The 13,282-nt window shown below is 71.0% G+C and carries 12 protein-coding genes; 7 read left to right on the top strand and 5 right to left on the bottom strand.

The window, feature by feature from the left end:
* The first annotated feature begins 9 nt into the window (after positions 1–9).
* The 7 genes from efeU (at position 10) to ettA (ending at position 9,409) form a co-directional block, all read left to right on the top strand.
* Entirely contained in the window at positions 10–891 is an 882-nt protein-coding gene (gene efeU, locus FCN22_RS14820) for an iron uptake transporter permease EfeU (protein WP_137122337.1), read from the top strand.
* The gene (gene efeO / locus FCN22_RS14815; protein ID WP_137122336.1) at positions 888–2,060 is read left to right on the top strand and encodes an iron uptake system protein EfeO; all 1,173 of its coding nucleotides are present in this window, start codon (positions 888–890) and stop codon (positions 2,058–2,060) included. Before efeU ends, efeO begins: the two co-directional genes overlap by 4 nt.
* 51 nt (positions 2,061–2,111) lie before the next feature.
* On the top strand, positions 2,112–3,476 hold the full coding sequence (gene efeB, locus FCN22_RS14810) for an iron uptake transporter deferrochelatase/peroxidase subunit (RefSeq protein ID WP_137122335.1): 1,365 nt from the start codon (positions 2,112–2,114) through the stop codon (positions 3,474–3,476).
* Between the two features lie 70 nt (positions 3,477–3,546).
* Positions 3,547–5,250 (top strand): P-loop NTPase family protein, encoded by a 1,704-nt coding sequence (locus FCN22_RS14805; protein ID WP_162308221.1) that lies wholly within the window; start codon positions 3,547–3,549, stop codon positions 5,248–5,250.
* On the top strand, positions 5,247–6,920 hold the full coding sequence (locus FCN22_RS14800) for a GTPase (RefSeq protein WP_137122333.1): 1,674 nt from the start codon (positions 5,247–5,249) through the stop codon (positions 6,918–6,920). Before FCN22_RS14805 ends, FCN22_RS14800 begins: the two co-directional genes overlap by 4 nt.
* 200 nt (positions 6,921–7,120) lie before the next feature.
* Complete coding sequence (locus tag FCN22_RS14795) at positions 7,121–7,660, top strand: single-stranded DNA-binding protein (protein WP_137122332.1); 540 nt, start codon at positions 7,121–7,123, stop codon at positions 7,658–7,660.
* 66 nt (positions 7,661–7,726) lie between these two features.
* Positions 7,727–9,409 carry an energy-dependent translational throttle protein EttA gene (gene ettA / locus FCN22_RS14790; RefSeq protein ID WP_137122331.1) on the top strand — a complete coding sequence of 561 codons (1,683 nt, stop codon included), beginning with the start codon at positions 7,727–7,729 and terminating at the stop codon, positions 9,407–9,409.
* Between the two features lie 50 nt (positions 9,410–9,459).
* Here ettA and FCN22_RS14785 read toward each other — a convergent pair whose 3' ends face one another.
* The 5 genes from FCN22_RS14785 to FCN22_RS14770 all read right to left on the bottom strand — a co-directional run bounded on the left by FCN22_RS14785 (position 9,460) and on the right by FCN22_RS14770 (position 13,248).
* The gene (locus tag FCN22_RS14785; RefSeq protein WP_137122330.1) at positions 9,460–10,689 is read right to left on the bottom strand and encodes an acyl-CoA dehydrogenase family protein; all 1,230 of its coding nucleotides are present in this window, start codon (positions 10,687–10,689) and stop codon (positions 9,460–9,462) included.
* A gap of 96 nt (positions 10,690–10,785) precedes the next feature.
* A complete protein-coding gene (locus tag FCN22_RS21925; protein ID WP_202911597.1) occupies positions 10,786–11,034 on the bottom strand; it encodes a hypothetical protein in 249 nt (82 codons plus the stop codon).
* 115 nt (positions 11,035–11,149) lie between these two features.
* A complete protein-coding gene (locus FCN22_RS21920; RefSeq protein WP_202911596.1) occupies positions 11,150–11,422 on the bottom strand; it encodes a hypothetical protein in 273 nt (90 codons plus the stop codon).
* A 21-nt stretch (positions 11,423–11,443) separates the two neighbouring features.
* Entirely contained in the window at positions 11,444–12,202 is a 759-nt protein-coding gene (fabG, locus tag FCN22_RS14775) for a 3-oxoacyl-ACP reductase FabG (protein WP_137122329.1), read from the bottom strand.
* A 38-nt stretch (positions 12,203–12,240) separates the two neighbouring features.
* A complete protein-coding gene (locus FCN22_RS14770) occupies positions 12,241–13,248 on the bottom strand; it encodes a phosphotransferase family protein (protein ID WP_137122328.1) in 1,008 nt (335 codons plus the stop codon).
* Positions 13,249–13,282 lie beyond the last annotated feature (34 nt).

Genomic DNA, 13,282 nt, shown 5'->3' with positions numbered 1-13,282 from the left:
GACGGACCCGTGCTCGGGAACTATCTCGTCGGCCTGCGTGAGGGGCTCGAGGCCTCGCTCGTCGTGGTCATCCTCGTGGCCTACCTGGTCAAGTCCGGACGCGCCCAGCTGCTGCCCCGGATCTGGGGAGGGGTCGCCCTCGCCATCGGGGTCTCGCTGGGCTTCGGGGCGCTGCTCACCTTCGGCCCCCGCGGGCTGACCTTCGAGGCGCAGGAGTTCATCGGCGGGACGCTGTCGATCATCGCGGTCGGATTCGTGACCTGGATGATCTTCTGGATGGCCCGGTCGGCGCGCGGCCTGTCCGGCGAGCTGCGTGGACAGATCGACAAGGCCGCCGACGGTGGCCGGATGGCCCTGGTGCTCGTCGCCCTGCTGGCGGTCGGCCGCGAGGGCCTCGAGACGGCACTGTTTATCTGGGCCGCCACCCAGGCAGCCGCCACCGGAGCCGGGTCGACGACGGCCCCGCTGATCGGCGCGGCCCTCGGCATCGTGACCGCGGTGCTGCTCGGCTTCCTCATCTACCGCGGCGCCCTCAAGCTCAACTTCGGCAAGTTCTTCGCCTGGACCGGGGGCTTCCTCATCCTCGTCGCGGCCGGAGTGCTGTCGTATGGCGTCCACGACCTGCAGGAGGCGCGTTTCCTGCCCGGTCTGCACGACCTGGCGTTCGACGTCAGCGGCACCATCGATCCGAGCTCGTGGATCGGCACCCTGCTCAAGGGCACGCTCAACTTCTCTCCGGCCACGACCTGGCTGGAGGCAGCGGTCTGGGTGCTCTACGTCATACCGGTGATGTTCCTGTTCCTCCGGACGATCCGGCGCACCCCGCCGCCCCGCACCGCCTCGACCGCGCCGAAGCCGGCGTCGACCACCTCCCAAGGAGCCTCCGCATGAAGCGCCGACTCGTGACCTCCTCGCTGGCCCTCGCCGTCGCCGTGCCGCTGATGGCGGCCTGCACCAGCAACAGCCCTTCCTCGGAGGGCGGCAGCACCGACAGCCCTCGCGAGATGGCCGTGACCTCGACCAACGACGCCTGCGACGTGTCGGCGCAGAAGGCGCCGTCGGGCAACCTCGTCTTCAACGTCAAGAACGACGGCAGCAAGGTCACCGAGTTCTACCTGCTCGCCGAGGACGGGCTGCGGATCATCGGCGAGGTGGAGAACATCGGGCCCGGCCTGACCCGCGACCTGGTCGTGAAGGCACCGCCCGGCGACTACTTCACCGCCTGCAAGCCCGGCATGGTCGGCGACGGGATCCGGGACGCCTTCACCGTCACCGACTCCGGTGAGCCGGCGCAGGTCACCGGCAAGGACGCCGAGCTGGTCAAGGCGGCCAACGAGCAGTACGCCAGCTACGTCAAGGACCAGACCGAGCAGCTGCTCGCCAAGACCAGGAAGTTCGTCTCCCTCTATGAGGCGGGCAAGGACGAACAGGCCCGAGCGCTGTATGCCGATGCACGCGTGCACTGGGAGCGGATCGAGCCGGTCGCCGAGTCCTTCGGCGACCTCGACCCCAAGATGGACCTGCGCGAGGCGGACCTCCAGGAGGGCCAGAAGTGGACCGGCTGGCACCGCATCGAGAAGGACCTGTGGCCGCCGAAGTCCGGCTACCAGCCGATGACGGACGCCCAGCGCACAGCCATTGCCGACCAGCTGCTGAAGGACACCAAGGACCTCTACCAGCGCACCCGCACCATCACCTTCACCGCCGACCAGATCGGCAACGGCGCGAAGGGCCTGCTCGACGAGGTGGCCACCGGCAAGGTGACCGGCGAGGAGGAGATCTGGTCGCACACCGACCTGTGGGACTTCCAGGCCAACGTCGACGGCGCCCGCGTCGCCTGGGAGGGACTGCGGCCGCTGCTGAAGAAGGACAACCCGGAGCTCGACCAGCAGATCGACCGGCGCTTCACCGCTCTGCAGGACCTGCTGGACGCGCACCGGAAGGGCGACGGCTTCGTCTCCTACACCGAGCTCGACAAGACCCAGGTCCGGAAGCTGTCCGACGCCGTCAACGCCCTGTCCGAGCCGCTGTCGAAGCTCACCGCCGCCGTCACTCTCTGACCTGCCAACCCTGACCCGCGACCCTGGCCGGCTGACTTTCGAGGAGGTCCCATGGCCCCGTCCACCGAGCACCCCGGGCAGCCGGGACACTCCGGCGACTCACGGGAGCCCGCCGACTCCGGGCAGAGCGCCGGCTCCGGGGCGCGCGACGTGCGGGGGGTGTCGCGCCGTCGCTTCTTCGGGCTCGCCGGCGCCGGTGCGGCGGTCGGCGCCGCGGCGGGCTTCGCGGGAGGGCTCGGCACCGGGCGCGCCACGGCCGACGACCCGCCGACGTCGTCGGTGCCGGACGGCTACCCCTTCCACGGGACCCACCAGGCCGGCATCGTCACCCCGGCACAGGACCGGCTGCACTTCGCGGCGTTCGACGTCACCACCGACTCCCGTGACGACCTCGTCGCGCTGCTGCAGGACTGGACCGCCGCGGCCGCCCGGATGACCGCCGGTCAGCCGGTCGGTGACCAGCCCCTGCCGTATGACGCGCCCCCCAGCGACACCGGCGAGGCCACCGGTCTGCCGCCGTCGCGGCTGACGCTGACCTTCGGCTTCGGTCCGAGCCTGTTCCGCGACGCGGACGGCAGGGACCGGTTCGGCCTGGCACACCGCCAACCCCAGGCGCTGCGCCGGCTGCCGCACTTCCCGGCCGACAACCTGTCGTCCGAGCGCAGCGACGGTGACCTGTGCGTCCAGGCCTGCGCCGACGACCCGCAGGTCGCCGTCCACGCGATCCGCAACCTGGCACGAATCGCGTTCGGCACGGCGGCGATCCGCTGGGCGCAGCTCGGTTTCGGCCGCACGTCGTCCACTTCCCGCAGCCAACAGACGCCCCGCAACCTCTTCGGCTTCAAGGACGGCACGGCCAACCTCAAGGCGGAGGACACCTCGGCGGTCGAGAAGTTCATCTGGGTGGCGGACGGCGACGACCCCCGCGCCGAGTGGATGACGGGCGGCTCCTACCTCGTGGCCCGGCGGATCAACATGGTCATCGAGACCTGGGACCGGTCGTCGCTGCGGGAGCAGGAGAACATCGTCGGCCGCGACCGCGCGGAAGGCGCTCCGCTGTCCGGCGGCACCGAGTTCACCGAGCCGGACTTCTCCCTCAAGGGCAGGGGCGGCACACCGCTGATCCCCCTGGACAGCCACGTGCGTCTTGCCCACCCTAGCCAGAACCACGGGGTGCAGATGCTGCGCCGCGGCTACAACTTCACCGACGGCAACGACGCCCTCGGGCGGCTGGATGCCGGGTTGTTCTTCATCGTCTACGTCCGGGACCCGGACACCCAGTACGTCCCCGTCCAGAACAAGCTGTCGCGCGACGACGCGATGATGGAATACCTCCAGCACACCGGCTCAGCGCTGTTCGCGGTGCCGCCCGGCGTGCGCAGGGGCGGTTACGTCGGGGAGCCCCTCTTCGCTTGAGCCCCGCTCGCCTGCGTCGCCCGGCGGGTCAAGTTGAGCGAACGGCCCCGGACAGGGCAGGCTGCACCGTGTGACCGACACCGCGCAGGACAGTCGACTGCTGCACGCGGTCCAGTCCCTGCGCGGCGCCGTCGAGGCGGCCCGGCTGCCGCTGGACGTGCCCGGCGCGACCGACGCGCGCCGCTCGCAGTCGAGCCTGCTGCGCCAGCTCGACGACTACGTCATCCCCAGGCTGGCTGCCCTCGATGCGCCGTTGCTCGCGGTCGTGGGCGGGTCAACCGGAGCGGGCAAGTCGACGCTCGTGAACTCGATCGTGGGCCACGTGGTCAGTCGCAGCGGGGTGCTGCGTCCGACCACCCGCGCCTCGGTGCTGGTCCACCACCCCGAGGACGAGCGCTGGTTCACGGGCACCCGGGTGCTCCCCGGACTCGGCCGGCTCACGGGCGCCGAGGGGCCGGACGACGACCCGTCGTCGGTCCGGCTCGTGGCCTCCGACGCCCTGCCGCCCGGGCTGGCCCTGCTCGATGCCCCCGACATCGACTCCGTGGTCGAGGCAAACCGCGACCTGGCCCGGCAGCTCCTGTCGGCTGCCGACCTGTGGCTGTTCGTCACCACCGCGGCGCGCTACGCCGACGCGGTGCCGTGGGACCTGCTGCGCGAGGCGTCCGACCGGGGCACCTCGGTGGCGATCGTGCTCGATCGGGTGCCGCCGGAGGCGATGGAGGAGGTCAGGGGTCACCTCGCGTCGATGCTGGCCGAACAGGGCCTGGGCACGGCACCGGTCTTCACCGTGGTCGAGACCGCGCTGGTCAACGGGTTGCTTCCCGAGACCGAGATCGGACGGCTCCGCTCGTGGCTGCAGTCGCTCGCGCAGGACGCCAAGGCCCGTGCCACGGTGATCAAGCGCACGCTCACCGGCGCCCTCGACTCGCTCGGCGACCGCGCCGGCCTGCTCGCGGCGGCAACCGCTCAGCAGGAGAACGCGATCGAGGGACTCCGGGCCAGCGCGGCCACCGCGTATGCCGATGCGCTCGCCGGCGTCTCGGAGGGTATGAGCGACGGTTCGCTGTTGCGGGGAGAGGTGCTCGCCCGATGGCAGGAGTTCGTCGGGACGGGGGAGTTCCTGCGCCAGATCGAGGCCGGCGTGAGCAAGCTCCGGGACCGCGTCACCGCCTTCTTCCGGGGTCGTCAGGTGCCCTCGGAGGACCTTGGCGAGGCGCTCCAGACCGGTGCGGCCGCGCTGCTGGTCTCGCACTCCCAGGGCGCCGCCAGCGCCGCGGCCCGCCGGTGGCGCAGCCTGCCGGGAGGGCCGGCCCTGCTCGAGCGCCACCCCGAGCTGGCGAAGACGACACCCGGCAGCGACGCGGCCGTGGAGCGCTTGGTGCGCGACTGGCAGGGCGGCGTCCTCGAGCTGGTGCGCAGCGAGGCGGGCGGCCGACGCAACACGGCACGCGTCCTCGCCTTCGGCGTCAACGGCATCGCGGTCATGCTGATGCTGCTCACGTTCAGCGCGACCGCCGGCCTGAGTGGGGCCGAGATCGGGATCGCGGGTGGCTCGGCGGTCCTGGCCCAGCGGCTGCTCGAGGCCGTGTTCGGCGACCAGGCGGTGCGCGAGCTCGCGGCCAAGGCGCGCCGCGACCTCCTGGCCCGGACCGAGGCGCTGTATGCGCAGGAGCGCTCCCGCTTCGACGCGGCGCTGGACGATGTGCGGGTCGACCCCGAGGCCGCGGCCCGGCTCTCCTCGGCCGCGCGCGCGGTGGAGACGGCGCGATGAGCACGTTGCTGAGGGGCCGCCGCAGCCAGGAGGCGACCTCGCGTGAGGGCCTCGAGCGGCGCGCCGCCGGGCTCACCGCTGCGCTCGAGGTGGGAGGGGACCGACTCGATCCGCGGGCGGCGGCGCAGGCCACGGAGGTTGTCGAGCGGGTCGGCGAGCGCACTTCGATCGTCGGCAGCCACACCGTGGTCGCGCTGGCCGGTGCGACCGGCAGCGGCAAGTCCAGCCTCTTCAACATGCTGGTGGGAGAACCAGTCTCAGCGATCGGTGCACGACGCCCCACCACGTCGACGCCGACCGCCGCGATCTGGGGAGACGAGTCGGCCCAGGCCCTGCTCGACTGGCTGAAGGTCGGACGACGGCACCACGTGCCGGCCCGAGAGGGGGTCGACGCCGCCCAGGGCGAGCTCGACCTCGACGGTCTCGTGCTGCTCGACCTGCCCGACTTCGACTCGCGTGAGTCCGCGCACCGCGTCGAGGCGGATCGGGTCCTCGGACTGGTCGATGTCTTCGTCTGGGTCACCGACCCACAGAAGTATGCCGACGCCCGCCTGCACGACGAATACCTCACCGCGCTGGCCGGCCATGACGCCGTGACCCTCGTGGTGCTCAACCAGGCCGACCGCCTTTCGGTCGACGACGCGGAGGCGTGCGCGGCCGACCTCAAGCGGCTGCTCGCCGCCGACGGCGTCAAGGACGTCGAGGTCTTCCTGACCTCCGCCACCACCAGTGCGGGAGTCGTCAGCCTGGAGCACCGGATCAGCACGGTGGTCAAGGGCCACCACGCCGCCGAGCAACGGCTGGTGGCCGATGTCCGTGCGTCGGCGGAGCGGCTCCGCGAAGGGGTGGCCGAGCAGGAGGTGCGCCTCGGGAACCGAGCCGACCAGAGGCTGGTCGAGGCACTGGGTCGAGCGGCGGGCATACCCACGGTCCTTGCGGCGGTGGAGCGCGACTACCGCCGTTCGGCCACTGCTCACACGGGCTGGCCGTTCACGCGGTGGGCGAGGGGGCTGCGGCCCGACCCGCTGAAGCGGTTGCGGCTGGACCGGTCGCGGGACAGGAAGGCCACCGTGAGCGCCACGGACGTGCGACTGGTGCTCGGGCGGTCGTCCCTGCCGCCGGCGTCACCGGCTGCCCGATCAGCCGTCGACCTCGCGACCCGCGACCTCGGTGACCGCGCCGGCGAGGGGTTGCCGGACCGGTGGGCGGAGGCGGCGCAGGAGGCGGCCTCGCCCCCCGACGACCGGATGGCGGACGCGCTCGACCAGGCCGTCATGCAGACCTCCCTGCGGGGGCGGACCCCGTGGTGGTGGAGCATCGTCGGCCTCCTGCAGTGGCTGCTCGCGGCGGTCGCCGTCGCCGGGCTGGTGTGGTTGCTCGTGCTGATGGCCATGGGCTGGTTGCAGCTGCCCGAGGTCGACACCCCGCAGTGGGGCCCGTTGCCCTATCCGTTGCTCATGCTCGCCGGGGGAGTCCTGATCGGGCTGGCGCTCGCGGCGCTCGGCCGGGTGCTCGGACGGGTCGGCGGCCGGCGCAGACGTCGGCTCATCGAGAAGCGGCTGCACGAGGCGATCGACACGGTCGCCCGAGAGCGCATCGTCGCTCCGGTGCAGCAGGTGCTCACCGACCATCGCGAGACCCGCGAGCAGCTCCAGATCGCCCGCGGCTGACCCGGCTGTGTTGTGGGCGACACGTCGCCCTGACGGACAGCCGGGAGCCTCGGCGTGCACGTCCCACCACGATCCACAGCGGCTGCCGACCGGCCCCACCGTCCACACCCGCTCCCTGCCGCCTTCCCGGCTGCCCGCGACCGGCTCATGGTGGTCGCGACCCGTCAACCGGCGGGCGACCGACCCAAGAGGTGGACGAGATGAACGAGATCTACGTGACCGTCAACGGCAACGTCGTGGGCGACCCGCAGGTGCGAGCGACCCGAGCCGGCGTGCCGTTCGTGACCTTCCGGCTGGCATCCAATGTGCGCCGGCTCAACCGCGAGACGGGGGAGTACGTCGATGCCGAGACCAACTTCGTGAGCGTGTCGGCCTTCCGGTCGCTCGGCATCAACCTGGCCAACTCGATCAAGAAGGGCGACCCGCTGGTCGTCTACGGTCGCCTGCGGGTCAACCAGTGGGACAACGGGGAGCGGAGCGGCACGTCCGTGGAGGTCGAGGCCTACAGCGCCGGCTTCGACCTCACCCGGGGAGAGGCGAGCTTCGAGAAGGTGGCGCGACCGCAGCTGCGCAGCGCCGGCCAGCTCGGCGACCCCGCGGTGCAGGAGGCGCGTGAGCAGGTCGAGGGGCTTGCGGGCACCGGTGGAGGCGACCACGTGCCGGAGGGTGGGGGCCACGGGCAGACCGACGGTGTCGATCCTGTGGGAGGACTGGAGATGCCTGAACCCGTCGGCGCCTGACCCTGACGGGTTCGTGCCGCCGCGACGGATTTAGCCAGACCGGTCCGGGCCGATAACCTGAGAGGCATGGCCGAGTTCATTTACACCATGTCCAAGGCGCGCAAGGCGCACGGCGACAAGGTCATCCTCGATGACGTGACGATGTCGTTCTACCCCGGCGCCAAGATCGGCGTGGTCGGCCCGAACGGGGCCGGCAAGTCGACGATCCTGAAGATCATGGCGGGCCTCGACCAGCCGTCCAACGGGGAGGCGCGGCTCTCGCCCGGCTACACCGTCGGGATCCTGCTCCAGGAGCCCCCGCTCAACGAGGACAAGACCGTCCTCGGCAACGTCGAGGAGGGCCTCGGCCAGATCAAGGCCGACGTCGACCGGTTCAACGCGATCTCCGCCGAGATGGCCGAGCCCGACGCCGACTTCGACACGTTGATGGCCGAGATGGGCAAGCTGCAGGAGAAGATCGATGCAGCCGACGCCTGGGACCTCGACTCCCAGCTCGAGCAGGCGATGGACGCCTTGCGCTGCCCGCCGCCGGACGCCGACGTCACGGTGCTCTCCGGCGGTGAGCGCCGGCGAGTCGCCCTGTGCAAGCTGCTGCTGTCCAAGCCCGACCTGCTGTTGCTCGACGAGCCGACCAACCACCTCGACGCAGAGAGCGTGCAGTGGCTCGAGCAGCACCTCGCGAGCTACCACGGCGCCGTCCTCGCCGTCACGCACGACCGGTACTTCCTCGACAACGTCGCGGAGTGGATCGCCGAGGTCGACCGCGGCCGGCTCTACCCCTACGAGGGCAACTACTCCACCTACCTGGAGAAGAAGCAGGAGCGCCTGCAGGTCCAGGGCAAGAAGGACGCCAAGCTGGCGAAGCGGCTCAGGAGCGAGCTGGAGTGGGTGCGGTCCAACGCCAAGGCGCGGCAGACCAAGAGCAGGGCCCGCCTGTCACGCTACGAGGAGATGGCGGCCGAGGCCGAGCGCACCCGCAAGCTCGACTTCGAGGAGATCACCATCCCGCCGGGCCCACGGCTCGGCAGCACCGTCATCGAGGTCGACGACCTCAAGAAGGGCTTCGCCGACCGGGTCCTGATCGAGGGCTTGAGCTTCACCTTGCCGCGCAACGGCATCGTCGGCGTGCTCGGGCCCAACGGTGTCGGCAAGACGACCCTCTTCAAGACGATCGTGGGGCTCGAGGATCCCGACGACGGCAGCGTCAAGGTCGGCGAGACGGTCAAGATCTCCTATGTCGACCAGAGCCGTGGTGGGCTCGACCCGAAGAAGAACCTGTGGGAGACGGTCTCGGACGGGCTGGACTACATCCACGTCGGCAACGTCGAGATCCCGTCGCGGGCCTACGTGTCGCAGTTCGGCTTCAAGGGCCCCGACCAGCAGAAGATGACCGGTGTGCTGTCCGGTGGCGAGCGCAACCGCCTCAACCTCGCGCTCACGCTCAAGCAGGGCGGCAACCTGCTGCTGCTCGATGAGCCCACCAACGACCTCGACGTCGAGACCTTGGGTTCCCTGGAGAACGCGCTGCTCGACTTCCCCGGGTGTGTCGTGGTCACCAGCCACGACCGCTGGTTCCTCGACCGGGTCGCGACCCACATCCTGGCGTGGGAGGGCACCGACGAGGACCCGGCGAACTGGTACTGGTTCGAGGGGAACTACCAGGCCTACGAGGCCAACAAGGTCGAGCGCCTCGGCCCCGAGGCCGCCCGGCCGCACCGCGTCACCTACCGCAAGCTCACCCGCGACTGAGACGTGGGGTGCCGTGCCCCACCAGGTGGGGCACGGCACTCCGGCGACCGTCAGGAGTAGCGGCGCAGCTCGCGTCGAGCCAGGGACCCCCGGTGCACCTCGTCGGGGCCGTCGGCCAGGCGCAGGGTGCGGGCCGACGCCCACAGGTGCGGCAGGATGGTGTCCCGGCAGACGCCGGCCCCGCCATGGACCTGGATGGCGTCGTCCACGACCTGCTGCACCATCAACGGCACCGCGATCTTGATCGACTGGATCTCGGTGTGGGCGCCGCGGTTGCCGACGGTGTCCATCAACCAAGCGGTCTTGAGCACCAGCAACCGGGCCTGCTCGATGTTGACCCGCGCCGAGGCGATCTGGGTCTGCACGGCTCCCTGCTGCGCGATCGGCTTGCCGAAGGTCGTGCGCGACAGGGCCCGGCGGCACATCAGCTCGAGGGCCCGCTCGGCCATGCCCACGAGCCGCATGCAGTGGTGGATCCGACCGGGACCGAGCCGGGCCTGCGCGATGGCGAATCCCTCGCCCTCACCCTTGACGATGTTCCCGGCCGGGACCCGCACGTCATCGAACGCCACCTCCGCGTGGCCGCCCCGGGGTGCGTCGTCGTAGCCGAAGGTGTGCAGCGGACGGACCACGCTCACTCCGGGCGTGTCCCGCGGCACGAGGATCATCGACTGCCGACGGTGCCGGTCGACCGTCGCGTCCTCGGGGTCGGCGCTCTGGCCCATCACGATGAAGATCTGCGCGGCCGGGTCCATCGCTCCGGTCGACCACCACTTGCGTCCGCTGATGACGTAGTGGTCGCCGTCCCGTCGGATCCGGGTGCGGATGTTGGTGGCATCCGAGGACGCGACATCCGGCTCGGTCATGCAGAAGGCGGAGCGGATCCGGCCGTCCAGCAACGGTTCCAGCCACTGCTCCTGCTGCTCCGGCGTGCCGAACTCCGAGAGCAGCTCCATGTTGCCAGTGTCCGGAGCGGCACAGTTGACGGCCTCGGGTGCGAGCGCCGGTGAACGGCCGGTGATCTCGGCGAGCGGCGCGTACTGCAGGGTGGTCAGTCCGGCGCCGCGTTCACCCGGCAGGAAGAGGTTCCACAGTCCCCGGCTGCGGGCCTCGGCCTTCAGGTCCTGCACGATCTGTGGGCGGGAGAACTCGCGGTCGGTGCCACGGCTCGCGAGCACCTGCTCGTCCAGCACCGGCTCGGCGGGGTAGACGCACTCGTCCATGAACGCCGTGAGCCTCTCGGCGAGCTCACTGGCGCGCGCATCCGTGGCGAAGTCCACGATCACTCCTGGGGTAGGCGGGCCCCCAGCATACGAAGGCGGCGCGGCTGGGTGGCGGCGCCGTCGGGTGGCCCGGCCTGCGATGCCACGCGCCGGTCAGCCCCGGGCACGAAACCAGAAGCGTCGCATGGTCAGCGTGATGTCCCGCCCTGCCGTGTCGCGGTGCAGCGTGAGGAGAGGATCGGCATACGCCTCGACCGAGAAGTCGTCGGGCGCGTCCCACGGCACCAGCGTCAGGTAGGCGACCAGCGCGGCGACGTCCCGGAACCGGTAGGAGCCCGACCACTCACAGCTCTCCTCGACGACCAAGCCGGCGGCGCGGACCTGGTCGACGAGCAGGTCCATCAGGTCCGCGGGATAACTCGGCTCGCCGCCGAGGAGATGGTGCAGCTCGTGGGCATCGTCGCCGCCGACCTACTGGGTGAGGAACGTGCCGCCGGGGGCGAGCACCCGGCGCACCTCATCGGCCACGAAGGCGTCCCTCGGTCGCCACGGTGTCGTCCGGCAGCACGTCGACGAACCTCAGGAGCTGCTCGCCCCCGCCGGTCCCCATGTCGACCACGTGACGCGCCGCCGACAGGGCGTCGCGGGTCATCGCCGCGAAGTCCCATGGTGGCTCCTCCTCGACCATCCGATCGGCGAGGTGACTGAAGTTCCAGCCCTCCACCAGCGCCTCGGCCCGCCACTGCGCCAGCAGCTGCTGCTCCTCGTCCTGCGGGGCCGGGTCACTCATGTCGCGACCCTGGGACGGGGATCAGTCGGCCGGGCCGCCCGCCACGTAGATGACCTGCCCGGAGACGAACCCGGCCTCCTCGCTGGTCAGGAACGAGATCGTCGCGGCGATGTCCTCCGGCTGCCCGACCCGCCCGACCGGCACCTGCTGGGCCACGCCCTCGGTGAACTCCTCGAAGCTGATCTTCATCCGCTCGGCCGTCGCCCGCGTCATGTCGGTGGCGATGAAGCCCGGAGCCACCGCGTTGGCCGTCACGCCGTAGCGCCCGAGCTCGATGGCCAGCGTCTTGGTGAAGCCCTGCATGCCGGCCTTGGCCGCCGAGTAGTTCACCTGACCGCGGTTGCCCTGGGCGGAGGTCGAGGAGAGGTTGACGACCCGCCCCCACTTCGCCTCGACCATGTGCGCCTGGACGGCCTTGGTCACCAGGAAGGCGCCGCGTAGGTGCACCGAGAGCACCGCGTCCCAGTCGTCCACTGTCATCTTGAACAGCAGGTTGTCTCGGATGATGCCCGCGTTGTTGACCAGGATCGTCGGCGCGCCGAGCTGCTCCACCACACGGGCGACCGCCGCCTCAACCTGGGCGGGATCGCTCACGTCGGCACCGATGCCGACGGCCCGGCCACCCGCGTCCGTGATCGCGGAAACGGTTTCGGTGCAAGCGGGCTCGTCCAGGTCGATGACCGCGACGGCGTGCCCGTCAGCGGCCAGCCGACGGGCGGTCGCGGCGCCGATGCCGCGCGCTGCTCCGGTCACGACGGCGACACGTGGGGTGCTGGTCATGTTTCCTCCTGGTCGGGATGGGTCGGTATGCCGTGTGGTCAGGCGAGTCTCGCCAGTCCAGCGGCCACCAGCGGGGCGACGGCCTCGCCGATGCGGTCGAAGCCGCTGCCCACCGTCTGGCCGTGGACGTAGCGGTAGTGGATGCCCTCGAGGATCACCGCGAGCTTGTAGCAGCCCAGAGCGATGTACCAGGGGAGGGGAGTGAGGTCGAGACCGGACTGGTCCGCATACCGGTCGAACAGCTCGCTCATCGGCGGGAACCCGTTGTGCGGCCCCATGCCACCCTCGATGAGACCGATCACCTCCGGCACCGGGTCGGCATACACCGGCAGCAGCCCGAGGTCGCACAGCGGGTCACCGAGCGCGGCCATCTCCCAGTCGATGACGGCCAGGACGTCGGTGCCGCCGCGTTCGACGATGAGGTTGTCCAGCCGGTAGTCGCCGTGCACGATGGTGGCGCGCTGACTGGGCGGGATGTCGGTCGCCAGCCGCTCGGCGAGCTGCTCGATCCCGGGGATGTCGCGTGACCTGGACTGCTCGAGCTGGCGGGTCCATCGGCGCACCTGCCGCTCGGTGAAGCCCTCGGGTCGCCCGAAGTCGCCGAGGCCCACCTGCTGCGGGTCGACCCGGTGCAGCTCGCCGAGGATGTCGATCAGGCGGTGGGCCAGGCCGGCGCGCTCCACGGCGGAGAGCCCGGCCAGGTCGTGGTCGTCGCGCAGCACGTCGCCGTCGACCTCCGCCATGACGTAGAAGGACGACCCGATGATCGAGTCGTCCTCGCACAGCGTCACCATTCCGGGCACCGGCACGGCGGTCGCGGCGAGGGCGTCCATGACGCGGTACTCGCGGGCCATGTCGTGCGCCGTCGCGAGCACGTGCCCGAGCGGCGGGCGGCGGACGATCCAGCGGTTCGTGCCGTCGGTGACCCGGTAGGTCAGGTTGGACTTGCCGCCGGTGACGAACTGCGCGGTCAGGCTCGCGGGGCGACCGCCTGTCCAGGGCGCGAGGTAACGCGAGAGCGCGTCGAGGTCGAGGCCGTCCACCATGCCCGGCAGCCTACTGAGCGGGCGTGGGCGAAGA

It is taken from the genome of Segeticoccus rhizosphaerae (assembly GCF_005222685.1).
Taxonomy (GTDB): domain Bacteria; phylum Actinomycetota; class Actinomycetes; order Actinomycetales; family Dermatophilaceae; genus Segeticoccus; species Segeticoccus rhizosphaerae.
This window is presented reverse-complemented; position numbering and strand designations above follow the sequence as displayed.

Excerpts from the sequence above, each read along its gene's own strand:
- ettA (WP_137122331.1), top strand. The coding sequence starts at position 7,727 with ATGGCCGAGTTCATTTACACCATGTCCAAGGCGCGCAAGGCGCACGGC.
- FCN22_RS14770 (WP_137122328.1), bottom strand. The coding sequence starts at position 13,248 with ATGGTGGACGGCCTCGACCTCGACGCGCTCTCGCGTTACCTCGCGCCC.
- fabG (WP_137122329.1), bottom strand. The coding sequence starts at position 12,202 with ATGACCAGCACCCCACGTGTCGCCGTCGTGACCGGAGCAGCGCGCGGC.
- FCN22_RS21925 (WP_202911597.1), bottom strand. The coding sequence starts at position 11,034 with ATGGACCTGCTCGTCGACCAGGTCCGCGCCGCCGGCTTGGTCGTCGAG.
- efeO (WP_137122336.1), top strand. The coding sequence starts at position 888 with ATGAAGCGCCGACTCGTGACCTCCTCGCTGGCCCTCGCCGTCGCCGTG.
- FCN22_RS14795 (WP_137122332.1), top strand. The coding sequence starts at position 7,121 with ATGAACGAGATCTACGTGACCGTCAACGGCAACGTCGTGGGCGACCCG.
- FCN22_RS14800 (WP_137122333.1), top strand. The coding sequence starts at position 5,247 with ATGAGCACGTTGCTGAGGGGCCGCCGCAGCCAGGAGGCGACCTCGCGT.
- efeB (WP_137122335.1), top strand. The coding sequence starts at position 2,112 with ATGGCCCCGTCCACCGAGCACCCCGGGCAGCCGGGACACTCCGGCGAC.
- FCN22_RS21920 (WP_202911596.1), bottom strand. The coding sequence starts at position 11,422 with ATGAGTGACCCGGCCCCGCAGGACGAGGAGCAGCAGCTGCTGGCGCAG.